We start from the raw sequence: 23,437 nt of genomic DNA on the forward strand, positions 1-23,437 counted from the left end.
GTATATAACTGGTGATAATGATGAAAGTTTATTTTTCGAGGCAAATTATCAAGAAATAAAGCGAATAAGAGAACTACTAAGAGACTCTTTATCGATGGTAGATTTTTACAACATAAAGGAGGAATATGATTTTATAAGGCAAATGGTAGAATTTGTTTATCAAAATAAAGAATTAAGAGGTGCTCTTATAAATGTAAAGAATAAAAGAGAATGTAAAGATATTGAAATAGATATAAAGGATTATTATTTAATAGTAGAAGCATTAGATAATGCAAATATAGATAAAAAATACGTAGAAGAAAACACAGAATTTAATAACATATATAAACTAATGAAGTCTATAATTGCGATACGAAATCAATATGACAATATATTTAATAATATTATAGAACTATTTCAATACGATAAAGAAAAATCAATAAATTATACCTATTTGTATAGAGATAGGATTTTAGCGAGTACAGATGAGTTAAATAGACAGATATTTAAAGATTTAATGAATTTATCAAAAGAAAAAAGAGATTTGAAAGAAGATAAAGTAAAAACTATAAAAATTAATATTGGAGATTCCATTGAAGAATATGAGTATGATGATGATGTATATATTGAAATAGATTGCAAAGGTAAGTATATAGAAGATGTAGACTTAAGTATGTATAGAGATTTAAAGAATATATCATATATTAATTTGAGAGATAAGTTAAGATAAAGAATGAAAAGTAGCCGATAACATACGGCTATTTTTTTATGGACAAAAATAGGTGCTTTTTTGTACGGGTTTTTGATATTTGTAGGTTTTAAAATATAAGTAAAGAAAGCCAAATAAACACTTATAAAACAAAATTATATTTAAAAGGAGATGTAAAAGATATGGCAGTTTTTAGAAGAAGAAAAAGTATATTTGTAGGTACACATGGGGTTGTAATAGAAAAAATAGAAGAAACTCTTAGTAAGAATGGCAAGAAATTTTTCAAAATAACTGTAAAGAAAAAGAATGACAGAGCAAAGCGAGAGTTTTGGGTGGCTGAAGATAGCTATTTGATTGAAAAGATAATAAATATAATATGTCAAGATGATGATAGAGAAGAATTTGAAACTAGAGAATTCATTGGTAAGGAAATAGTAGTAGATGTAAAAAAAGGAAAAGGCGATTTTTACAATATATCTGACATAAGATCTATTGATGAGTTTGAAGAAGTAGAAGAGAATGGAAGGGAAGAAGAATCATATGATTTAGAAAAAGAGATATTTGACGAAGAAGAACATGAGATTGACGATTTTGATTTTGGTGATGACGATTTTGATGATGATGATATATATGAAGAAGATGATGAAGAGGATTTATTAAATTTCTAATTAAGAGAGGAGAAAGTAATGAATAAACAAAATAAAGTAAACAACATACCATATCCTAGTGTATACCCTAAGAGTGATGGAATATATTTTAAATCTGAAGGAGAAGAACGAAGAATAACCACTCAAAAAATGGGTTTATCTTATATAAAAACAGATATAGAGTCTAATATCAAAGAGTCTTTACTTTACTATTTTGACAATGGAGTAAAAAAAGAAACTACTATGGATAGAAGTGAATATCTAAATCCTACAAATTTGATTGCAAAACAAAATATAGGATTAGATGTGATGAGGGATAATGTTAATTCATTATCCCAGCATTTTAGAAATGAGGAAGAGAGAGCACAACGAATAAATATTCATAAAACTTTAGGGTTTGGAAAATATGAAGATACAGAAATATACAAGCTATATAAATGCATAGGAATTGATTCAACTTATGAAGGAGATAAAGAGATAAAGCCTAAAGGCAGTCGTGAAACATATATAAAAATGATAAGGGAGGACATCTTAGGATATCCTCAACTAGAACTAATATTATCAATAGGGTTATCAGCAGTAGTTTTAGGATATGTAGGAGAGGAATTGTCATTAGATACACAAATTGTGCACCTTTATGGAAATTCAACGACAGGTAAATCAACAGCACTTAAACTAGCGATATCACTATTTGGATACCCAGATGTAAAAAAGAGTGGATTATTCTCAACATACAATGCAACTGAAAATGCATTGATAAAACAACTTGAAGGTATAAAGGGTGTTCCTTTTGCATTTGATGAAATTTCAATGTCTAAGACAAAGAATTTTACAGATATGATTTATAAGATTTCAAATGGAGTGGATAAGGCAAGGTTAAACAAAAACTCAGAACAAGTAAAAAAAGAACCATGGCTAACGACTATAATGTCAAATGGAGAAAAATCATTAGTTGGTTCTGCTAATAAAAATGCAGGTATCCATGTAAGGGTATTAGAATTTGAGAGTATAATGTGGACTAAAAGTTCAGAACATTCAGAAAGAATAAATTCGGTAATATTAGATAACTATGGACATCTAGGATTTGAATTTGCAGAGTACCTAATGGATTTAGGTAAGGATCATATATATGAAGAATATTATAAAATTAAATTGAAACTTAAATCTATATTTGAAAAAAATAACATTAAAGATAATTTTATTGATAGGAGGATAAATAAGATATCAATAATAATTCTTACAATGCAATTATTTGAAAAGATGATGACTATAACAATAGATAAAAATAAAATATTACGACTGATAATAGATGCTGAAAGAGAGTCTATAAAGCAAAGAAATTTTGATAAATCATTTATTAAATATTTTAAGGAGTATGTTTCTAGTAATAAAGTTAGATTCTCTAAAGATAAAAAAATAGATAATGTAAGAGATTATATGGGAAATATCAAGATAAAAGATAAGTATTTAGAATTTGAAATACTACCAGAAAAGTTTAAAGAAATAGTTAAAGAGGGTGGATTTGAAGACGATAAAGTAGTTTTAAAAGAACTAAAAAAATCGGGGTATTTAGAGTGTGAAAAAGATAGGTACACGAGAAAGAGAAAAACACAAGCTGGAATAAAGATACCATTAATAGTAATAAAAATACCTACAGGTAATAAGAAGAATAAAGTGAGTTAAATAAAATTACAAGATTATATTATTAAAATGATTGAATAAAAAATTCACGTTTTCACTATAAAAATAAAATAATTTGGAGGAAATAAAAATGAGTATAGATAAGTTAATTTATTCAGATTTAATGTTTGGAGATAATAGAGCAGATGATGATTTTGAATTTGAAAGCGATATAAACAATGAATTTGAAAATAACATATATGATGATTTATCAGAAGAAAGCATTTTATATGAAAAAGAATTTTATAAATATATAGAAAGATTACAACTAATTGCAGGTACTGTTAATCTTATAAATATGAAAGAAGTAAACTTAATAGTAGAAAAATGGAAACCAGAAGAAACTGTAAAATATCTATATAGAATAATAGATAATTTGACAAGTATACAATAATATCAAAAATAACGGGAAATCGGTAAATTCCGATTTCTTATATTTTAATTGAATATTAGGAGAGTAGATATGGATACATTATCAATGGAAAAAATAAAATCAGATGAAATAATAAATATACTAAGTAACATAATACAAAAGCACATATTAAAAACTAAAGAAAATAACGGAGTAGAAGAAAATGAGTAAAAGAGTAGGGATATATTGCAGAGTATCAACAATAGAACAAGCAGAAGAAGGATATAGTATAGATGAACAAAAAATAAAGATACAAGAATACTGTGAAAAAAATGGTCATCAAGTGTACCAAATATATGAGGATAGAGGTATAAGTGGTAAAAATATAACTAATAGACCTGGAATGAAACAACTATTAGAAGATGCTACTAAAAATAAATTTGATTTAGTAGTAGTGTGGAAATTGAATAGGATAAGTAGAAAATTACTAGATTTATTAAATATAGTAGAATTGTTAGATAAGCATAGAATTGCATTTCGATCTTTGACAGAGAGTTTTGAAACAGAGACAAGTACAGGAAGACTAAATTTAAGTATAATGGGAGCTGTTGGAGAGTTCGAAAGAGCTACAATATCTGAAAATGTAAAGATGGGGTTATTAGCAAGAGCCAGAGAAGGAAGATGGAATGGAGGAGTAGTTCTAGGATATGATATAGTAGAGATACCTAATGAAGGCAAGAAGAGAAAGAATACTAGGTTAGAAATAAATGAAAAAGAAGCAAATACAGTAAGAAGAATATTTGAATTATACACTCAAGGATATGGATACAAAGCAGTAGTAAATAGAATAAACAAAGAGGGACATAAAACTAAACGAAATGGAGAATTTGCAGTAAGCACAGTAAAGGAAATACTTCAAAACCCAGTATACATTGGGAAGATAAGATATAACGTAAGGCAAGATTGGAGCAAGAAGAGAAGAAATAATATAAATGCAAATCCAATACTTTCAGAGGGAATACATGAATCAATAATAGATGAGAAAACATGGAATAAAGTGCAAGTAATTCTAAAAGAAAGAAGTAAGAAACATAATAAAATCTATGATAGTGAGTTTCCTTTAACAGGAATATTAAAGTGTCCTGCATGTGGAGCAGGAATGACTATAAGTAGGTCTACAAGTAAAAGAAAAGATGGAACTAGAAGGGTAAATGAATATTATTCTTGTGGAAACTGGAAGAATAAAGGAACATCAGTATGTAATTCAAATTCAATAAGAGTAGATGTAGCAGATAAATATGTACTAGATAAGATAATGGAACTAATTAATGATGAATATATATTAAGAAGGGTAATTGATAATATAAATAAGAATAAGTCTACTAAATTGAAACCAACATTAGAACAACTAGAACAAATAAACAAAGAGATAGAAAAGTTAACAGATAAAAAGAATAAAAACATAGAATTATTTGAAGATGGAATACTAGATAAAAGTGAATTATCAACAAGAGTAAAAATAATAAATGGTGATATAGAGAAACTAAAATATAGAGAACAAGAATTAAAGCAAGATTTACAATTAGCAGATGGAGAGCCAATACCATTTGAAATAGTAAAAGAAGTAATGAAAAGATTCGAAGAAGTATTCTTAGGAATGAGTACAAGTCAACAAAGGAAACAACTAATACATTTGCTAGTTTCAAAGATAACAATAAATGAGGAAAGAGAAATAGATAGCATAGAAATACAAATAAATAATGATGTTATAACATATTTAATGAAGGATGGGTTACCTAAAGACCAAGGTAACCCATCCTTTTTGCATTTGCTTGGAATGAATTGTATAAATTTAAAAATAGCAATATAATAAATCGTATAAGTTAAATAGGGGGAAGTTAAAATTGAAAATAGAAGATTTATTAAGAGTAATACAGGAAAGTAGGGACTTATTTGGAGAAAATGAGTTAGCATATCTTTCATTAACTAGCAAAAATGAATTAGTAATACGAGATAGAATAGCATATAAACTACATTTAGATTTAAAAGATTCAATAGTAGCAAGAGAATATAGTGTAAAAGGAATGAACTCTAGAATTGATTTAGCAATATTAGAAAATGATTATATAAAAGATATAATCGAGCTAAAATCTATGTATACATTTGATGCAGTAGATGGACTAGGCAAGTTCATAGATTCAGTAAATAGAGATTTTAATAAAAATAGTGGTCTAAAAAGTAACACTACAAACCAGTTTACTATAATAATAGGAACACACCCTAGAGATATACCAAATGAAAAATATAAGCATTTTGTAAAGTACTATAACTCAATAAAAAGGTACATGAAAAAAATAAATAACAATAGAGTATTAATTGATAAAATGGATAATAAAGTAAGAAATGCTTTTGAAAGAGATAAGTATAACGTAAAAAATATTATAATGTATGCAGGAAATGCATTTGGAGTAGATGTGGATATTTGTTTTTGGGTAGTAGAGAAGAAATAAATATTAACAAACACACGCTCCGTAGAGTAAGGTACGGAGAACCGTATCACAAGTAACGGAGCACGGTTTTTAATAAAAAGAATATATTTTAATAAAAAGAATATATTTTAATAAAGATAAATATGTAATGCTTATAAAAAATATTTAATTAGAAAGGATAAGTTTTATGAATAGAGAAGAGTTTTTAATTAATTATTGGAGATATTACAATATTCTTGAAGAAGATTTTATTAAATTAACAAGATGTGTAAGAATTTGTGAAACTAATTATAAAACATGCTCAGATGAAATAATAAAACAATTTTTATCAGTTACTTCAGAGTTTGAAAATATATCTAAAGAAGTTTGTGGATTTAATGTCTCGGATAAATCTAAAAGAATTAATCATATTTGTAACAATATTTTTGATAAAATAGAGAATATTCAGTCTGTAGAAATAATAGTTAAACATACAAATGATTTAAGGATAAAACCGTTTAGTGAGTGGAATAAGTCTGAACCAGGGGAGTTATTTTGGTGGAAAGGATATAATGAAGTAAAACATAATAGATTAGAAAAGTATGAAAGTGGAAATTTAAGAAATTTACTTAACTCATTAGCTGCTTTATATTTTATGGAGTTATATTTTGCAAGGGAAATAGGAACTAAAACAGAGGATACAGATGTTCCTAATAGTATTTCAAAATTATTCGAGATAGTTGATTTTAAAACTAAACATACTGTGATAGGATATGAACAATATTTAATGACAGATGAAGATATTGAAGATATAATAGATGGTTTTAAATAATATATTTTTATAAGATTAATAGAACATTAAAGTTAATTTTAAATGCATATTATAACTATGATAAAGCTAGATGAGGTAAAGATACTTCATCTAGCTTGTTTTGTTTTCAAATAAGGAATAAAATACAAAGATAGTAAATATTTGGAAAAATAAGAATTGAATTTAGTAAAGGAACTATAAATAGAAGATACCATAAAAATACTGGATAAAAACTACGGTGCAGAAAGAGCAGCAGAATTAAAGCAGGATGTAATGTTAGCATAAGGAGAACCAGTACCTTTTGAGTCAGTAAGTCAAGTAATGAAGAAGTTTGGACAAGTTTTCAAGGAGAGTAGTATAAAACAGCAAAGAAAGCAGTTGTTGAACTTACTTGTGTCAAAGGTAACAATAGATAAGTCAAGAGCAATAGATACTATAGAGTTACAGATAAATGAAGATGTAATAAGGTATTTAGTGAAGGAAGGGTCATCTGAAGAAGATTAAGATCCTTCCTTTTGCATGTTTCTAGGCTTAATTGTACTTGCTTGAAATTTGTAATATAATGTAAATAAAATAATGGAATGGGGGATTTTAGTGAATAATATAAAAAATGATATTGAATTTACATTATTAGAGAATGGTCTTGATTTTATTTTATCTTCAACTCAGCATATAGATAAAAAAGATAATAATAAACGTAATATAAAATATAGCATATTACATATGTCATCAGGTATAGAGTTAATTTTTAAGTATAAACTGATGTTAACTGATTGGAAACAAGTTTTTAAAAACGTTGATAAAGCAGATAAAAAAAATTTTGCAGAGGGAAATTTTAAAAGTATTGATTCAAAAGAATGTCAAAATAGATTAAAAGAAGTATGTAATGTATGTTTTAGTGAAGAAGAAGAAAATTTATTAAAAAAACTTAGAGAAAAAAGAAATAAATTAGAGCACTTTGCTATTGCAGACTCGTATGAGTCATTGATAGCTTATCTAATGAAAGTTTTAAATCTTATAGTAGAATTTATAATGAATAATTTTGAAAATGATAACTTTAGTATTAATGAGAGAGAACTATTAGATACAATAAGGTTAAAGATAGGTGAAATTGAAGAATTTGTGAATCACAGATGGATTGAAATTAAAAATGACGTCGATTTCTACTTAAAACAGGGGAGTATTCTACAATGTCCAAGTTGTTTTCAAGAGTCTTTAGTAACTGATGGAGAAACACAATGTTTATTTTGTGGATATACAGATGATAGTGATAAAGTAGCAACGAAATATATAGAAAAAATATTAGGTATAAATGAATATAGAACAGTAAAAGATGGTGGAATATATCCTCAATATAATTGTCCAGATTGTGGAAGAAATTCATTTATAAACGATGAGAGTTCAGAAATATGGAAATGCACTCACTGCGGGGTAGAATATAATGATGATGAAGTTAGTGAGTGTTCAGAATGTGGAGAAAAATATATAAATTTTATGGAAGATGATATTGAGATGTGCAAGGATTGCATCGACTATAAATTAGAAAAAGACTAAATAAATTTTCGTAAAAACACGCTCCGTTGGAGGTGTAACGGAGAACCGTATCACAAGTAAAGTATAACTCTCTTGTGATATACTGAAAAGATTCTAGTGATAATATTAGTATCCATAAGAAAAAAGACGTGAAGGAATGCGTGAATTTACACAATGGATAATTTTTCCATAGATCATGCTAAATATATAACCACACCTAAGGATTTAATATATTGAAAATTCTAAAGTGTGGTTATTTTTATACCATTACTCTTAAGTATATAATATAGATGTAGTAATAACGACCAATGCGGTTACTAATATAGGTATAACAACAGAGGTAATAAAAATATCTTTATAGGAATCCTTATGAGTAAGGCTACAAATAGCAAGTGTTGTTATTACTGCTCCATTATGGGGTAAGGTATCAAGTCCACCAGAAGCTAAAGCAGCTATTCTATGCATTATTTCAGGAGAAATATTAAGGGATTGACTCATTGCTATAAAGGTAGATGATAGAGCATCTAGTGTTATAGTAAGTCCTCCAGAGGCAGATGCTGTAATACCACAAATTATGTTCACTGATAAAGCTTCTGAAATTATTGGATTAGAGGATACATTTAATATCATTGATTGCAAAGCAATAAATACAGGCAATGATTTTATAACACTCCCATACCCAACAATAGCACTAGAACTAAGCAGTGGTAAAAAGGAATTTGATATACCTTCATTAAGAACTTTATTTAAGTTAGAAATTTTCCTAAAGTTAGTTATTATTATAAATAATGTGGATATAACTATAGAGATAATTACACTCCATGTGCCAGACACATTATCTAATGATAAGTTATATTTACTCAAATAAGAGCCATCGATTAATTGGTAAAATATTTTTGAAAAGAATAAATTACTTAAAAATATAATTAATATAGGTGTTACTGCTAAAAATATACTTGGAATATTCTTATCTTCATTAGAGTTATCCTCAATATAATGATTTCCATATCCTTCTAGATTCTCATGTGCTTTTCTAACGCGATATGTAAGCCAAGCCATACCAAGTAATAGCATTAATACACTAGCTATAATTCCTATAAGGGGTGCAGCAAAAGTATCTGTACCAAAGTACCTCATAGGAATAACATTTTGTATTTCAGGAGTACCTGGAAGAGCTGTCATTGTAAAGGTAAATGACCCTAGAGCAATAGTTCCTGGAATTAATCTCTTTGGAATATCAGATTCCTTAAATAAAACATTGGCAATAGGATATAATACGAAGGCAACTGTAAATAAAGAAACCCCTCCATATGTAAGAAGTGCACCAGCAAGTACTACTGCTAATATAGTTTTATTTTTACCTAAATTTTTAGTAATGAAATTTGCTATGGATTTAGCATAAAGAGCTTCTTCCATTAATTTAGCAAAGATTGCACCTGTTAAGAAAATAGGGAAGTAGTTCTTTACGAAATTTGCAAACCCACCCATATATACTTCAGTATAATGAACCATTAACTGTGTATTAGTATCTCCACCTATTAAAAATACTGTAAGTAAGGCAACTAAGGGAGCTGTAATAATAGTTGAATACCCTTTGTAGGCTAAGAATATTATCAAAGATAATGATAAAATTAATCCGATTATGCTTATCATATTAAAATGTCCTCTTTCAATTTAAAATTTTAAAGTAGCTTATCTTATGATACCCAAAATGATTAAATTAAAAACAAGGTAAGTTGCTCTTACTAGACAACTTATGATAAAAAATATTATATTTGTGATTTCATCTATTCTTGAGTTTCTTTCCATATACAGATATAGAGAAATTAAAAAATATACTAATATAATAGAATAAAAAGCGACATCCTTTGGTGGTGTAACGGAGAACCGTATCACAAGTAAGTGATACGGTTTTTATAATTATGGTTTTAAGACTACCTTTATACAGTTATCTAATTTACTATCAAATATATCATAGGCATGTTTACCTTCAGATAATGACAACTTATGAGTAATAATATCAGTAGGATTATATTCACCTTTTTTGATTATATCTAAAATTTTAGGCATATAAGCTTGAGCAGGGCATTGACCCATCTTTAATGTGATATTTCTAGAAAAGAAATCACCTAATGGGAACAGATTATATCTTGCACCATAAACACCAACCATCATAACAGTTCCCCCTTTTCTAACAGCTCTAGATGAAACTTCAATTGCTGACTTTGAACCTCCTTGAAGTTTTAGGAGAGTTTCAATTTTTTCAAAGTTTGACATTACACCATCCATTCCTACACAGTCTATAATAACATCCGCACCACCATGAGTAATTTCTTTTATGTACTCACCTGTATCATCATGATCTTCAAAGTTAACTGTCTCAATACCTTTGTAGGAGGCGGCATGCTTAAGTCTGTATGAAACTCTATCCACTGCAATAATTCTTCCTACATTTTTTAATATAAGCCATTTGATAACAGAAAGACCTATAGGTCCACAACCAAGTACAACAACTGTATCACCTTTTTTAACACCTGCATTATCAACACCCCAGTAAGAAGTTGGCAAAACATCCGTAAGGAAAAGTACCTGATCATCTGATAATTCTTCAGGAATTTTTATAGGACCTACATTAGCATATGGAACCCTTAAATATTCTGCTTGCCCTCCATCATATCCACCAAAAGTATCACTATAACCAAATATACCACCACATGAGCCATATTCATTAGAGTTATCACATTGACTATATAACTCATGTTCACAATAGAAACAATGTCCACAAGATATAGGAAAAGGAACAACAACTCTATCACCTTTTTTTAATTTAGTAACATCTTTACCTACTTCTTCAACTATTCCCATTGTTTCGTGACCTAAGATTGAATTTTTTTTAAGATTTGGAATCATTCCATGAATTAAATGAAGATCTGAACCGCATATAGCAGTAGATGTAACTTTAATAATAATATCATCACTTTTTTCTAGTTTGGGATCGGCTACATCACGTACATTTACATTTTTAATTCCTTCATATACAATAGCTTTCAATAATATGCCCTCCTTGATATAGCAAAATTTACGTATAATGTAGTTTTAGCTATATTAAGGCAAAATATTCTTTAGGTTGATACTGAAATATTGTATTTTGCTTGAGATATACTAAGAATAAAATATAATACTTAATATATTAATAAATATATAACTATAATGTAAAAATAACAGTATCATAAGTGATGTTAAGTCTAACTATCCATTACAACACCATACTTATTATATAGGTTAAGATATAGTTGGATTGAGGTGAAAATATTATGTAAAATAAATATAAGACGTTACAAATTTCAAAAATAATTGGCAATGTAGAAGTTACTAGAAAGTCTCATTATAGGGTAATAGATGGGAATGAACTAGTAATACATCTTAAGAAGTTGGGTTTTAGATCAGAGGTAAAATTAGTAGAGAAGATAATTGTAGAAAATACTTGATTTGAAAATATTTAACCTAAAAATTATCTCTTTTAGAAGTGTAACGGAGAACCGTATCCCAAGTAAGTGATACGGTTTTTATTTGTATATTATTTTCTAGATATATATTAGATATTGTATCTTATAAAACAAAAAATAAATATTATATAAAAGTAATATATAGTTGCTTTTATATAATATTTATTTATGAATCTTATCTAAGTTAGGGTAGTATTTATTAGACCAATTTTCAAGAGGGGATATAATTTCATAAAGCTCTTTTCCTTTATCAGTTAAGAAATATTCTACCTTAGGTGGCACTTCAGCATATACTATTTTTTCTATTAAACCATCATTCTCAAGCTCTTTAAGTTTTTCGTTTAAAACTTTTTGACTTAAACTTCCAATGGATTTTTGAAGTTCTAAAAATCTTTTAGGTCCTCTATATAAATTACATAATAAAATAGATTTCCATTTACCTTTAATAAATTCCATTGCGAAGTCTAATAAACATACAAATTCTTTGCCATTATAATAAACCATTAATTTTACCTACCTGCTAATTATTCTTAATAAAGTAATACTATAATAAATTACTTATGAATATATTATATATTATTTTTAGTTTTATAAAAATTTATTTATTTCAAAATATATTTATTTCAAAAATCTTACCTATAGGTAAGTAATCTTACTAAAAAGTGCGTACTTGTAAGGCTTCTAGATGACAAATATAATAATCACATAGGCAAAATCAATGTTTGGAGGTAAAGTTATGAAAGTAGTTGCTTTCAATGGAAGTCCTAATAAGAACGGAAATACTTATAATGCTATAAAAACTGTAGCAGCGGAATTAGAAAAAGAAGGGATAGAAGTAGAAATTGTTCATGTAGGAAATAAATTAGTACGTGGATGTCTAGCTTGTGGGGGATGTTCAAGAAATCAGAATGAAAGATGTGTCATAGAAACTGATGGAGTAAATGAATGGGTTCAAAAAATGAAAGAAGCTGATGGAATAATTTTAGGATCTCCAGTTCATTATTCAGCAATAGCAGGAACTATGAAATCATTCTTAGATCGTGCTTTTTATGTAGCTTCTTCAAATGGAGGAATGTTTAGACATAAAATAGGAGCAAGTGTAGTAGCAGTAAGAAGATCAGGAGGAATACCTGTATTTGACCAATTAAATAACTATATTAATTATTCAGAAATGATAATGCCTACATCTAATTATTGGAATGTAGCTTATGGAACTACTCCTGGAGAAGTGACTCAAGATGAAGAAGGGATGCAAATAATGAGAGTACTTGGGAAAAATATGGCTTGGATGATGAAAGTACTTGAAGCTGGAAAATCTCAAGTTAAAGAAAATGAAAAAGAAGATAAGATATTTACAAACTTTATAAGATAGATAAAAAAGATCGTATCAAATAATTGATACGGTCTTTTGGTATTTATTAATGAAAAACGGGAAGTCATTAGATTACTTAAATAAAAGTATATAAATTATAGTGAATAGTTATGCTTTATATTCTGAATGAAATATAGAATTTAGATTTTATAAACAATTATATTAAAGTTTATACTTATATTGTATAAATAGAAGAATTTGTTTTGCTGTAAAATACAGCTTCCTACGAGAATTTAATCTTAACATAGAAAGCCATTTTTACAGTATCTTTTGATTAATGCTCGGAGTTATGCTCAGCAGCTTCTGCATCTGCTTTAGTTTTATGAACAGTACCATGTGGATGCTCAGGTGGGGCATAGATAGCATACAATTTAAGTGGTTTATCACCCGTATTGATTACATTGTGCCATTTACCAGCAGGTATCATGATGGCATAATCATCATGAACTTCTCTTTCAAAGTCCAATTTATCTTTATTCTCACCCATTTTAACAAGACCTTGACCTTCTTCAATACGTATGAATTGGTCACCTGTTGGGTGGACTTCCAAACCTATGTCATCCCCAACATCGATGCTCATTAAGGTAACTTGCAGATTGTTTCCTGTCCATAAAGCGGTACGAAAAGTATTGTTTTGCTTAGTAGCTTCATCAATATTAACTGTAAATGGCTCTGCTCCATAATCCTTCAATTTAGTAGTTTGTCTCTTAAAGTATGAGTTATATATTGGTGTGTTAGTCCAGAAGGGGTATGGATACATTGGAGCATTAACCCAGTAAGGGTATGTATATCCTCTATAAATATTATACATTGGTGTATTAATCCAGTAAGAATAGGTATATGGTTCACAAACATTAAACATATTTCTCATTCCTTTCATAGACTTTATAATATTTTATGATATATGTTTAGAGAAGGTGCTTATCCCACAAGAATGTTGTATTTTCATTTAGTTGTATTGAAGTTAATGAATTTAAAGGTGACAATATAAATGAGAAAATAAAGAAAAATTTGTTTCGTAGAGTAAAGTACAGAGAAGTGCATTAGAAGTAAGATATAGTGGAATTTAGTATAATAATAATTATATTATTAATTCATAGGGTAGTGTTATTTATATATGGTAAGTTATACTTCTATATAGCAAAATAGTTGATAGTAGAAGGCTTTTTAGTATTGTAATATTTTATTAGATATTAGAGTATTAATAAAAAGTTTTTATGATAATCAAATTAATTAAAATAAGCATTAATACAAATAATGATAAAAATGAATTTTTTTAAATTTTTTCATTGTTATATACTCCTTTAACTATTAAACTCGAACCTAGCTTACAAAAATTAAAAATAGGGATTATTAGGATTTTAGATAATAATAAAATTATAATTGTAAGGTTTTTCAATATTATAAGGAATAATATTTAACACAATGGTAAATATATAACTATAATGTAAAAATAATAAATATTTATTATTAAAAATGAACTATTTAATAAATACTGAAGATTTATTTGTAGAGATTTAATAACAAAAAGTAATTATAAAATTTTATTAAAGGAGTGGCTTATATGGCACATGATAATAATGAAAAAAAAGGAAATAATAATAGTTTATTAAGATGGATAGGAAGATTTATATTAGTCGCAGTTATTCTAATGATAACATCATTTGTAACTCCAGGATTTTCAATCAATGGAATATGGTCATTTTTAATAGCTGCAGTTGTTATATCTGGATTAGATTATTTAGCAGAATTACTTATGGGAGTTGACGCATCTCCTTTTGGAAAAGGAATAAAAGGGTTTATAATTGCAGCTATAATAATATATTTAGCACAATTTTTAGTACCTGATATGGGTGTAACTATTATAGGCGCAATACTTGCAGCTATAGTTATTGGAGTTTTAGATGCAATATTCCCTGCTAGAGCTATGTAATTTAAAATACATTTAAAAAATTATACTAAAGTAGTAATTTAACCAATAGTTTTATTTAAGGTTATTACAAAAACCCGTATCACAACGAAGTGATACGGTTTTTTATATATAATAAATATTAAAAAATATAGGATTTTGTCAACTTAGTAAATAAAAAAATTCTATTAGATTTTTAAGGATAAAATTCAAAATTAATATATTAATTTTGAATTTAGTTCAATTGGATGAAAGAGCAATTATAGATATTTTGAAGTAGTTAGATAAGGCATTTAATACGTAGTTATGTTGCTAAGAGACAGATAAATACAAATATAGAAGGTGATATTTTTCATTGGTTTAAAAAGGTATGTAAGTGAGATAAATAACAAACTAAATAAAAATAAGATCCGTAGAGTAAGTTTCTGATAACAGCATTATAGATAAATGATATTCTTAGAATAAAAGAGGCTTAAACTAATCTGTGTATATGGATATGTTTATGCCTCAATGGATTATTTATATAAAAAAACATTTAAATTATCTTTATTATCAAGTGTGGCAAGTAAAACATTTTTTACATCGACTTGATATAAACTTTCTAATTTGGAAACAACCCAGTTCTCATCTTTATTAAGCATTTTTAGCTGTTCAAAGTTAATTTTACCATCTTTAATAATTGTTCTTGGAAAACCAAAAGGTTCCACTTTAATAGACAAATGTGAAGGTGTAATGGGCTCATATTCTGGATGTAAAAAAATAGAAATTTTACCATTAGGCTCTAATGTTGCTAATGCTACTTTCTTCAGATCTTCTACCTTTTTTTCACGTAATTCTTCTAATAATATATCGATTGATATTCGTGCTTTTTTTAGCCCGTTATAAAGGATTTCACCATTTTGAATAAGCGTGATTGGTGGATTATTAATAATTTTTCCAAGGTACGGAAATTTAAGAACTATGAATACTCCCAAAATATATAGAACAACTAATACAAGTGTTGTAATGATGGAGCCTTCTAGTCCAAGCTTTTCATCAGACAATGGATGAGCAATAATATTACCGATTACTAAAGTAATAGCAAAATCAATTAGTCTTAATTGAGAAATGGAACGATGCCCTAATAACTTTGCAATTGCTAGCAAAAAGAAAAAAGCAATAATAGCACGAAGTATCCAGTCAATGGTGCTAAGTGTTTCTTGACCATTTAAAAAGTTCATATAAAATATCTCCTTTGCCTAAAATATTTAATACTTATGTTATTTTAACCAATAACTTATAAAAAAATTAGAGTATATAGACTAATTCGCAAAGCATTTTTCTAACGAAATAAAGTGGAATGATGATGTTTCAATATATAAGAGGATAATATTTTTTGAATAGAATCTTTTATTTTAACTTGAGTATTATGATTAATAATAATCTAACTATTAATACATATTAATGGAATCTAAAAAAGTAAGAAGTATCAAGAGTGAAGGGAAAATTGTTTACTAAAAAACGAAAAATTACAGTGGTGTGTAAAGGAGAGAATTATGTAAAATTAACGAGAAATAGGAACGAAATTGACAAATGCTCATATATATTATATCAAGAGATTTCTTATAAGAGTCTTTTAATATAATATAATAGGAGAGAGAAAGAATGAGTTTTCAAAATAATAGATGTAGAAGAGATAATGATAATAGAGGTAACAGCTTTAAATGTATGAGATATCATAATGAAGATGAATGTAGACATATGAATTGTCATAGAGATAATTGCTGTAAATGTCATAATGAAGATGAATGTAAACATATGAATTGGCATAAATGTAATTGCTGTAATTGTCATGAAGAAGACGAAATGCAGACGCATGTTCATGAATACTCAGAAAGTGTTAAATTAGCTGAAGAAGGCGATGACAGACATAATCATAGAGTTGCTGGTGTTACAGGAGAAGCTATTCCAATAAATGGTGGGACAAACCATGTTCATAGAATCAGAAATGACAATACAGACTTTTTAGATCATTTCCATCAAATACGCGTTACAACTGGTCCAGCAATTCCAATACCAGGAACTAATAAACATGTTCATTTAGTATCTGGACAAACTACTGTTGTTGATGGCCATTTTCATATGTTCCTTTTCACTACCCAAATTCAAGCACCTTTAGTATAAATTCTATAAAAATAGATAAAAATTTACTGTGATTAAAAATATAATTGCATAAAAAAGAGAATTAAGTTTAATAGGGTCTATAAAATATATTTTATAGACCTCTTTACATATATTCTATATTTTTCATAAATCAAAGGTAAGCTCCTATATTTTAATTACTTTAATTATTTAGAAAATAATTTGATTATGCCATAAGAAAGTATATTTAGAAATTGTGTTTTTATTTTGGAGTGAGGCGGAAAATTCTATCATCATTTATATCAGGATTCCCTCTACCGTCTTTATTACTTGTTGCAAGGTAAATTGAACCATCTTTTCCTTGGACAACTTCACGCAAACGTCCATATTCATTTTTTAGCCATGATTCTACATTCTTAACTACTGTTCCCTTTCTATTTAGCGAAACACCAAGCAACTGTTGTCCACGTAAAGTAGCAACGAGTAATTCTCCTTCCCATGGTCCTTGATTTACGAAGGTCATACCAGATGGAGCCCATGTAACTTCACCGCTATGTATCAAAGGTTTTTGTGTTATAACTTCTGTAGATTCTTCATCTCCTTGAACGATAGGCCACCCATAATTGGCTCCTGGTTGTATTATGTTTATTTCGTCGTGCGCTGATTGCCCATGCTCTGATGCATACAATACATTTTTTGAATTCCATGCTAAGCCTTGAGGGTTTCTATGACCTAAGCTATAAATAGGAGAGTTAATAATTGGATTATCTTTAGGAATACTTCCGTCTAATTCTATTCGAAGTATCTTTCCAGCGGTGCTTGTAGGGTCTTGTGCTAATGCAGGATTTCCGGCATCTCCTGTTGTTATATATAATTTTTGGTCTGGTCCTATCTTTATTCTTCCTCCATTATGGATACTTCCTCCAGGGATTTTATCCAGTATAATCTGGTCAATGGATGCTATATTATTGTTTTCAACTAACCTAACTATACGATTATAGATTTGATTAGCTTCTAGATATGAATGCATAACATAAATATAATGGTTATTTGAAAAGTTTGGATCTAGGGCAATACCCATTAATCCTCCTTCTCCTTGACTTACAAAGGGAGAACTAAATGTGATGAGTGGCTGTGGATTAAGTTTCCCATTTTCAATAATTCTAACAGCACCAGATCTTTCTGTAAAATATATGTTACCTTCATTGCTTATATCTATAGCCCAAGGTACATATAAATTTTCAGCGATAACTTCAATTTCATAAGGAATTTGTCTTGATGCTATTGACTTTATTTTTATATTGTTTTTATTATGATTACGAAATATTGTATTATATAAAACACTAAAAATCTTATTTTTCATATTGATATCCTCCAAATTATTTATCTAAAAATCACATTGTTATTTTAATGTGAAAATTACAATTCTAATAAATAGAAATTATAATAGAATACTTAGTGAAGCTAAGTTGTATTAGTAAAATTATTTCTATTAGTTAAGTAATTCTATGTTTAATTATATTAGTTTGAGATTTAAAGTATTAATCATTTGATACTTATCAGAAAATATTAAAATAGACAGTATTAAGTGATCAAAACATAATTATATTAGCAAGGATAAATACTAACTTTGAGCCTAGTCGGTATGAAGATTTGTCAATATGAGAAGACTATGATATTATATAGCCTATGAGCAAAAAAATTAACTATATTGAACGGAGGAAATAATATTATGGAAACTTTACCAAATTGCCCAAAATGTAATTCAGAGTATGTATATGAAGATGGAAATCTTTTAGTTTGCCCAGAGTGTGCATATGAATGGAATCCAACTGATTCAGTTGAAGAAGAAGTTGTAATAAAAGACGTAAATGGAAACGTATTAAAAGATGGAGATGCTGTAACAGTAGTTAAAGACCTTAAAGTTAAGGGAAGTTCATCTTCTATAAAAATAGGAACAAAGGTAAAGAGTATACGTTTAGTTCCAGATGCAGCTGATGGACACGATATAGAGTGTAAAATAGATGGTTTTGGAGCTATGAAATTAAAGTCTAGTGTTGTTAAAAAAGCATAGTATATAGGTTCTAAACACAAAAAAGCTAGGTAAAATACCTAGTCTTTTTTTGCGTTAGAATAAATGATATAAAGTAGTATAAAAGTAAACATTTATGAGATATAAAAAAGGTTAAATACACATTATTGATAAATGATATGTGTTTAACCCTCCTCATATACTTAGCCTTAGAAGTTCTCAGCTTTTATTTCATAATATCCTTGTGGATGCTTGCAAGCTGGACAAACTTGTGGAGCTTCTGTTCCTGAATGAACATATCCGCATACTGTACATATCCATTCTTTAACTTCAGGTTTTTCGAAAACTTTGTTTTCTTCTATGTTTTTAGCTAATCTTAAGAATCTATCTCTATGATGAGCTTCTATTGTGTGAATATGAGTGAAAGAAGCAGCTATTTCTTCAAATCCTTCTTCTCTAGCATCTGCAGCGAATTTTAGGTAAAGAGTATCTTCTTCATTTTCACCAGCTGCTGCTGTTTTTAAGTTTTCTAAAGTACTAGACATACCTACCCCATAAGAACCTGTTACTTGAACATCCTCTTTAGTGAAATCATTTAATAAGTATCTAAAGAATATTTTTCCATGCATTTCTTCGTTTTGAGCAGTTTCATCAAATATATCTCCAATTTGAGCAAATCCTTCTTTTCTAGCTATTTTAGCATAGAATTGGTATTTGTTCTTAGCCATTGATTCTCCTGCAAATGCATTCATTAAATTTTGTGCTGTTTTAGTTCCTTTTAAAGATTTCATCTTTAATTCATCTCCCTAAGTATAAATTATATTTTAAATACTTTAATATAAATACCAACTTAAAATTAATCTAAACAAAATAATTAGAAATCTTATATTTTCGTAATTTTAAGAATAATAGAATAAAAATGAATAGTTGCTATATTACTTGATGAATAATTAATAAGCTAAAGAATATGATAAAAGGTAAATTAATTATAAATATAGAAAATATAAAGGATAGAAAAATTAAATATTTGATAAAGTTGACAGAATTTATTTGAACAAATAAGTGTTATAGGGAATTTATAAAAAAGGGGGATTAGATATGAGAAAGTTTATAAGTATTTTATCAACAGGAATAATTGCAATGGGGGTATTGTCAGGTTGTTCATCTATTGATAAAGAAAAATCAGAAAGTATTAAAGACGAAACATTTAAGAAGGTTGTAAAAGTGGTATCTCCAGATGGATTACCAACAATAGCAATAGCTAAATTAATAAAAGAGAAACCAGAAATAAAGTCAAATTATGAAATTGAATATACGATAGAAAAGACATCAGAAACCCTTTCAACAACAGTTATGAAAGAAGAACCAGATATAGCTATAGTACCATCTAATATGGCATCTATAGTTTATAACAAAACAAAGAATTACCAAATAGCAGGAACAACAGGGTTTGGTTCATCTTACATAGTTTCAACAGAAGATATAAATAATTATGAAGACTTAAAAGGAAAAAATATTATGAACATAGGTAAGGGTTTAACACCAGACATAACAGCACAATATATAATATCTGAAAAGGGATTAAATACTGAAGGTGATGTTAATTTTAGCTATGTAAATTCACCAAGTGAATTAGTACCAATGATAGTGTCTGGTAAAGAAAATACAGCAATAGTACCAGAACCAGCTCTTAGTGCCCTCATGACTAAAAAAGAAAATGTGAAAATATTTAAAGGCTTAAATGATGAATATAAAGAAATAGCAGATTCAGAATATGGATATCCTCAAGCAACTATTATAGTTAAGAATAGTTTTTTAGAAGAAAATAAAGATTTTACAAATAAATTTTTAGATAATGTTAAAGAAGGGATAGAATGGGCAAATGATAACCCATCAGAACTTGCTACATACTGTGAAGAAATAGAAGTTTCAACAGAGAAACCTATAATTGTAAAATCTATTGAAAGAGCAAATCTTAAATTCGTACCTATAGAAGATAGCAAGGATATATACAAAAACTATTATAAAAAGCTATTCGACTCAAATCCAAAGTCACTAGGAGGAAATATACCAGATGAAGGAATTTTTATGGAAAGATAGATTACAGATACTTGCATCTTGTATATTATTAATTATAATTTGGGAAATATTAGCGACACTTATAGATAATCCGATATATTTACCTACAGTAGAAGTGGTTCTAGCTAATATTCTAATTATATTTAAAAGTGAAGATTTTTTTATAAATGTGCTTAGCTCTGCTTACAGGACAATAGTAAGTTTTTTATTAGCTTTGATAAGTTCAATATTTTTAGGTATAGTTTCTTCAGGAAGTAGTTTATTTAGAAACATACTAAAACCCGTAAATGCTTTATCAACATCTATCCCAACTATGGTTTTAGTAGTATTGGCTCTTATATGGTTTGATAAGGACAACGCACCTTTTATAGTTGGGATATTTATAGTTTTCCCCATATTATATGAAGGTGTATTAAGTTCTATTTTAGGAGTTGATAAAAACATAATAGAGATGACAAACATCTATAAGGTAAAAAAAATAGACAAACTTAAATATATCTACTTTCCATTAATAAAGTTTCAAGTTACTAATTTATTAGTGTCTACATTTTCATTGGTTTTTAAAGTGGTTATAGCAGGAGAGGTTCACGGGCAACCAAAGTATGGAATAGGAACAGTAATTCAATATGAAAAAATGAATTTTAATACAGAAGCTATATTTGCATGGATAATAATCATAGCAATGATTTCATTTGCTTTAGATATACTTAATAAGTTTATAACTAAAAAGTCCTTTAAATGGAGAGTGTAGTATGGATATAAAGATAAAAAATTTATATAAGAAATATGATGATAAGGTTATATTTAAAGACTTTAATATTATATTTAAGGAAAATAGAGTAAATACTATATTAGGGAAATCAGGATGCGGAAAAACTACATTACTAAAAATAATTAGCAATATAGTAGAAAAAGATAGCGGAAAAATAGAAGGTATAAATACAAATAGTATAAGTTACATATTTCAAGAGGATAGGCTTGTAGAATGGTTAACAGTAAAGGAAAATCTGAAGTTAATATTAAAAAATGACTATAAAAAAGGTGAGTTAGACAAAATTTGCAAAAAATACTTAAACTTGGTGGGAGTACAGGATTTTGAAAACTATTATCCTCAAAGTTTAAGCGGTGGAATCAGACAAAGGGTAAATATCGCTAGAGCATTTGCTAAACCATCAAAACTTATAATAATGGATGAACCTTTTAAATCGATAGATATAAAAAATAAAAATGACATTATGAAGGCTTTCAAAAATGTTTTGAGAGAAGAAACTAGAACAGTTTTATTTGTAACACATGATATAGATGAAGCCTTATATTTTACGGGGAAAATATATATACTAGGAGGGGATCCATTAATTATAAAAGCAACATTTAACTCAAATCAGATAGAAGATAAAAAACAGATAATAAATTTAATATAATTAATAATTTTTTTAGTATTTATGATGTACATACAAATATTTTAGCTTAAATATGAACTAATTTAAAAATTAGTTCATATTTTTTTGTAAATAATAAATGTTATGGAGTAAAATACTATAGGGTAGTATTAGATATAAAAGAGAAGAGGACAGTTATGAAAATATTAATAGATGGTGATGGATGCCCAGTTGTAGATATAACAATAAAAGTAGCTAAAAAATTTAATATAGAAGTATTAATAATGTGTGATACATCACATAACTTTGATAAGTATAATGTAGAAACTATAGTCTTATCAAAAGGAAGAGATTCCGTAGATTTTTCTTTGGTTAATAAAGTAAATAAGGGTGATATAATAGTAACTCAAGATTACGGTTTAGCTGCAATGGCACTTTCAAAGGGAGGATACCCAATAAATCAAAATGGAAGAGTATATACAAATGAAAATATAGACCAATTACTATTTACAAGACATATATCAAAAAAACTAAGAAGCTCAGGTGCTCGAGTAAAGGGTCCATCAAAAAGGAAGAAAGAAGATAATATAAGATTTGAAAAGTATTTACAAGAATTATGTAAGGAATTATTATAAAGATTGTTAACTATAAATCCGTTATCTTTAAAATTTATATTATTAACAAATAGTATGAATATTTAACATTATTAGTAATATAAAGCAATAGTATTAAGAAGTTTATTAAAAATAAAAAGGGATAGATTTTAAATATCTATTTTTTTTTGTAGAATAATATATATTGTCAGGCAAAACTTTTACAATAAATTTAAATTCTTACAAATCTGTTATATAAGATAAAGA

The 23,437-nt window shown here is 27.6% G+C and carries 24 protein-coding genes; 17 read left to right on the forward strand and 7 right to left on the reverse strand.

What is annotated here, in order from left to right; translation table 11 throughout:
- The 9 genes from ABCP60_RS14180 to ABCP60_RS14220 all read left to right on the forward strand — a co-directional run.
- Positions 1-709: hypothetical protein (locus ABCP60_RS14180; RefSeq protein WP_343101951.1), on the forward strand; the 709-nt coding region annotated here is incomplete at its 5' end.
- A 161-nt stretch (positions 710-870) separates the two neighbouring features.
- Entirely contained in the window at positions 871-1,356 is a 486-nt protein-coding gene (locus ABCP60_RS14185) for a hypothetical protein (RefSeq protein WP_343101952.1), read from the forward strand.
- A gap of 18 nt (positions 1,357-1,374) precedes the next feature.
- Positions 1,375-3,018, forward strand: a complete 1,644-nt coding sequence (locus tag ABCP60_RS14190) for a DUF927 domain-containing protein (protein ID WP_343101953.1) — start codon at positions 1,375-1,377, stop codon at positions 3,016-3,018.
- 88 nt (positions 3,019-3,106) lie between these two features.
- The gene (locus ABCP60_RS14195) at positions 3,107-3,409 is read left to right on the forward strand and encodes a hypothetical protein (RefSeq protein ID WP_343101954.1); all 303 of its coding nucleotides are present in this window, start codon (positions 3,107-3,109) and stop codon (positions 3,407-3,409) included.
- Positions 3,410-3,590: 181 nt separating this feature from the next.
- The gene (locus ABCP60_RS14200) at positions 3,591-5,237 is read left to right on the forward strand and encodes a recombinase family protein (RefSeq protein WP_343101955.1); all 1,647 of its coding nucleotides are present in this window, start codon (positions 3,591-3,593) and stop codon (positions 5,235-5,237) included.
- A gap of 34 nt (positions 5,238-5,271) precedes the next feature.
- The gene (locus ABCP60_RS14205) at positions 5,272-5,877 is read left to right on the forward strand and encodes a hypothetical protein (protein ID WP_343101956.1); all 606 of its coding nucleotides are present in this window, start codon (positions 5,272-5,274) and stop codon (positions 5,875-5,877) included.
- Between the two features lie 166 nt (positions 5,878-6,043).
- Entirely contained in the window at positions 6,044-6,667 is a 624-nt protein-coding gene (locus tag ABCP60_RS14210; RefSeq protein ID WP_343101957.1) for a hypothetical protein, read from the forward strand.
- Between the two features lie 300 nt (positions 6,668-6,967).
- Positions 6,968-7,150 carry a hypothetical protein gene (locus ABCP60_RS14215; RefSeq protein ID WP_343101958.1) on the forward strand — a complete coding sequence of 61 codons (183 nt, stop codon included), beginning with the start codon at positions 6,968-6,970 and terminating at the stop codon, positions 7,148-7,150.
- A gap of 90 nt (positions 7,151-7,240) precedes the next feature.
- Entirely contained in the window at positions 7,241-8,200 is a 960-nt protein-coding gene (locus ABCP60_RS14220; RefSeq protein WP_343101959.1) for a hypothetical protein, read from the forward strand.
- A gap of 252 nt (positions 8,201-8,452) precedes the next feature.
- Here ABCP60_RS14220 and ABCP60_RS14225 read toward each other — a convergent pair whose 3' ends face one another.
- The 3 genes from ABCP60_RS14225 to ABCP60_RS14235 form a co-directional block, all read right to left on the reverse strand.
- Positions 8,453-9,832 carry a GntP family permease gene (locus tag ABCP60_RS14225; protein ID WP_092921639.1) on the reverse strand — a complete coding sequence of 460 codons (1,380 nt, stop codon included), beginning with the start codon at positions 9,830-9,832 and terminating at the stop codon, positions 8,453-8,455.
- Positions 9,833-10,099: 267 nt separating this feature from the next.
- Positions 10,100-11,230 carry a zinc-dependent alcohol dehydrogenase gene (locus ABCP60_RS14230; protein WP_166506155.1) on the reverse strand — a complete coding sequence of 377 codons (1,131 nt, stop codon included), beginning with the start codon at positions 11,228-11,230 and terminating at the stop codon, positions 10,100-10,102.
- A 617-nt stretch (positions 11,231-11,847) separates the two neighbouring features.
- Complete coding sequence (locus ABCP60_RS14235; protein WP_195928811.1) at positions 11,848-12,189, reverse strand: helix-turn-helix domain-containing protein; 342 nt, start codon at positions 12,187-12,189, stop codon at positions 11,848-11,850.
- Between the two features lie 232 nt (positions 12,190-12,421).
- On the opposite strand from ABCP60_RS14235, the gene ABCP60_RS14240 reads away from it, so the two are divergent.
- Positions 12,422-13,057: a flavodoxin family protein gene (locus tag ABCP60_RS14240; protein ID WP_092921625.1), complete on the forward strand. Its 636-nt coding sequence runs from the start codon at positions 12,422-12,424 to the stop codon at positions 13,055-13,057.
- Positions 13,058-13,331: 274 nt separating this feature from the next.
- Here ABCP60_RS14240 and ABCP60_RS14245 read toward each other — a convergent pair whose 3' ends face one another.
- A complete protein-coding gene (locus tag ABCP60_RS14245; protein WP_202819464.1) occupies positions 13,332-13,919 on the reverse strand; it encodes a cupin domain-containing protein in 588 nt (195 codons plus the stop codon).
- 702 nt (positions 13,920-14,621) lie between these two features.
- Here ABCP60_RS14245 and ABCP60_RS14250 point away from each other — a divergent pair.
- Entirely contained in the window at positions 14,622-14,990 is a 369-nt protein-coding gene (locus tag ABCP60_RS14250; RefSeq protein ID WP_166506152.1) for a phage holin family protein, read from the forward strand.
- A gap of 491 nt (positions 14,991-15,481) precedes the next feature.
- On the opposite strand, the gene ABCP60_RS14255 is transcribed toward ABCP60_RS14250, so the two are convergent.
- Positions 15,482-16,186, reverse strand: a complete 705-nt coding sequence (locus ABCP60_RS14255) for a DUF421 domain-containing protein (protein ID WP_166506151.1) — start codon at positions 16,184-16,186, stop codon at positions 15,482-15,484.
- 424 nt (positions 16,187-16,610) lie between these two features.
- Between ABCP60_RS14255 and ABCP60_RS14260 the strand changes: the two genes are divergently transcribed.
- On the forward strand, positions 16,611-17,129 hold the full coding sequence (locus ABCP60_RS14260; RefSeq protein ID WP_195581691.1) for a YmaF family protein: 519 nt from the start codon (positions 16,611-16,613) through the stop codon (positions 17,127-17,129).
- Positions 17,130-17,349: 220 nt separating this feature from the next.
- Here ABCP60_RS14260 and ABCP60_RS14265 read toward each other — a convergent pair whose 3' ends face one another.
- The gene (locus ABCP60_RS14265) at positions 17,350-18,450 is read right to left on the reverse strand and encodes a PQQ-dependent sugar dehydrogenase (RefSeq protein ID WP_343101960.1); all 1,101 of its coding nucleotides are present in this window, start codon (positions 18,448-18,450) and stop codon (positions 17,350-17,352) included.
- Between the two features lie 369 nt (positions 18,451-18,819).
- Here ABCP60_RS14265 and ABCP60_RS14270 point away from each other — a divergent pair, with 369 nt between their 5' ends.
- Positions 18,820-19,161 carry a zinc ribbon domain-containing protein YjdM gene (locus ABCP60_RS14270; RefSeq protein ID WP_166506148.1) on the forward strand — a complete coding sequence of 114 codons (342 nt, stop codon included), beginning with the start codon at positions 18,820-18,822 and terminating at the stop codon, positions 19,159-19,161.
- A 167-nt stretch (positions 19,162-19,328) separates the two neighbouring features.
- Here the strand turns inward: ABCP60_RS14270 and rbr are convergent, their stop codons facing one another.
- Positions 19,329-19,910: a rubrerythrin gene (gene rbr, locus ABCP60_RS14275; RefSeq protein WP_195928805.1), complete on the reverse strand. Its 582-nt coding sequence runs from the start codon at positions 19,908-19,910 to the stop codon at positions 19,329-19,331.
- A 307-nt stretch (positions 19,911-20,217) separates the two neighbouring features.
- Here rbr and ABCP60_RS14280 point away from each other — a divergent pair, with 307 nt between their 5' ends.
- From ABCP60_RS14280 to ABCP60_RS14295, 4 genes are all read left to right on the forward strand, one after another.
- Complete coding sequence (locus ABCP60_RS14280; RefSeq protein ID WP_195928803.1) at positions 20,218-21,219, forward strand: ABC transporter substrate-binding protein; 1,002 nt, start codon at positions 20,218-20,220, stop codon at positions 21,217-21,219.
- Positions 21,194-21,949, forward strand: a complete 756-nt coding sequence (locus ABCP60_RS14285; RefSeq protein WP_343101961.1) for an ABC transporter permease subunit — start codon at positions 21,194-21,196, stop codon at positions 21,947-21,949. Before ABCP60_RS14280 ends, ABCP60_RS14285 begins: the two co-directional genes overlap by 26 nt.
- Position 21,950: 1 nt before the next feature.
- Positions 21,951-22,619, forward strand: coding sequence for an ATP-binding cassette domain-containing protein (locus ABCP60_RS14290; RefSeq protein ID WP_166506144.1), 669 nt, complete (start codon positions 21,951-21,953; stop codon positions 22,617-22,619).
- Positions 22,620-22,774: 155 nt separating this feature from the next.
- Entirely contained in the window at positions 22,775-23,212 is a 438-nt protein-coding gene (locus ABCP60_RS14295) for a YaiI/YqxD family protein (RefSeq protein WP_195238379.1), read from the forward strand.
- Positions 23,213-23,437: the final 225 nt, after the last annotated feature.

The organism is Romboutsia sp. MSSM.1001216sp_RTP31141st1_G3_RTP31141_220114, from assembly GCF_039031195.1.
Lineage (GTDB): Bacteria > Bacillota > Clostridia > Peptostreptococcales > Peptostreptococcaceae > Romboutsia_C > Romboutsia_C hominis.

Excerpts from the sequence above, each read along its gene's own strand:
- ABCP60_RS14215 (WP_343101958.1), top strand. The coding sequence starts at position 6,968 with ATGAAGAAGTTTGGACAAGTTTTCAAGGAGAGTAGTATAAAACAGCAA.
- rbr (WP_195928805.1), bottom strand. The coding sequence starts at position 19,910 with ATGAAATCTTTAAAAGGAACTAAAACAGCACAAAATTTAATGAATGCA.
- ABCP60_RS14280 (WP_195928803.1), top strand. The coding sequence starts at position 20,218 with ATGAGAAAGTTTATAAGTATTTTATCAACAGGAATAATTGCAATGGGG.
- ABCP60_RS14240 (WP_092921625.1), top strand. The coding sequence starts at position 12,422 with ATGAAAGTAGTTGCTTTCAATGGAAGTCCTAATAAGAACGGAAATACT.
- ABCP60_RS14195 (WP_343101954.1), top strand. The coding sequence starts at position 3,107 with ATGAGTATAGATAAGTTAATTTATTCAGATTTAATGTTTGGAGATAAT.
- ABCP60_RS14200 (WP_343101955.1), top strand. The coding sequence starts at position 3,591 with ATGAGTAAAAGAGTAGGGATATATTGCAGAGTATCAACAATAGAACAA.
- ABCP60_RS14285 (WP_343101961.1), top strand. The coding sequence starts at position 21,194 with ATGAAGGAATTTTTATGGAAAGATAGATTACAGATACTTGCATCTTGT.
- ABCP60_RS14245 (WP_202819464.1), bottom strand. The coding sequence starts at position 13,919 with ATGTTTAATGTTTGTGAACCATATACCTATTCTTACTGGATTAATACA.
- ABCP60_RS14235 (WP_195928811.1), bottom strand. The coding sequence starts at position 12,189 with ATGGTTTATTATAATGGCAAAGAATTTGTATGTTTATTAGACTTCGCA.
- ABCP60_RS14265 (WP_343101960.1), bottom strand. The coding sequence starts at position 18,450 with ATGAAAAATAAGATTTTTAGTGTTTTATATAATACAATATTTCGTAAT.
- ABCP60_RS14210 (WP_343101957.1), top strand. The coding sequence starts at position 6,044 with ATGAATAGAGAAGAGTTTTTAATTAATTATTGGAGATATTACAATATT.
- ABCP60_RS14190 (WP_343101953.1), top strand. The coding sequence starts at position 1,375 with ATGAATAAACAAAATAAAGTAAACAACATACCATATCCTAGTGTATAC.
- ABCP60_RS14260 (WP_195581691.1), top strand. The coding sequence starts at position 16,611 with ATGAGTTTTCAAAATAATAGATGTAGAAGAGATAATGATAATAGAGGT.
- ABCP60_RS14185 (WP_343101952.1), top strand. The coding sequence starts at position 871 with ATGGCAGTTTTTAGAAGAAGAAAAAGTATATTTGTAGGTACACATGGG.
- ABCP60_RS14290 (WP_166506144.1), top strand. The coding sequence starts at position 21,951 with ATGGATATAAAGATAAAAAATTTATATAAGAAATATGATGATAAGGTT.
- ABCP60_RS14270 (WP_166506148.1), top strand. The coding sequence starts at position 18,820 with ATGGAAACTTTACCAAATTGCCCAAAATGTAATTCAGAGTATGTATAT.
- ABCP60_RS14295 (WP_195238379.1), top strand. The coding sequence starts at position 22,775 with ATGAAAATATTAATAGATGGTGATGGATGCCCAGTTGTAGATATAACA.
- ABCP60_RS14225 (WP_092921639.1), bottom strand. The coding sequence starts at position 9,832 with ATGATAAGCATAATCGGATTAATTTTATCATTATCTTTGATAATATTC.
- ABCP60_RS14250 (WP_166506152.1), top strand. The coding sequence starts at position 14,622 with ATGGCACATGATAATAATGAAAAAAAAGGAAATAATAATAGTTTATTA.
- ABCP60_RS14255 (WP_166506151.1), bottom strand. The coding sequence starts at position 16,186 with ATGAACTTTTTAAATGGTCAAGAAACACTTAGCACCATTGACTGGATA.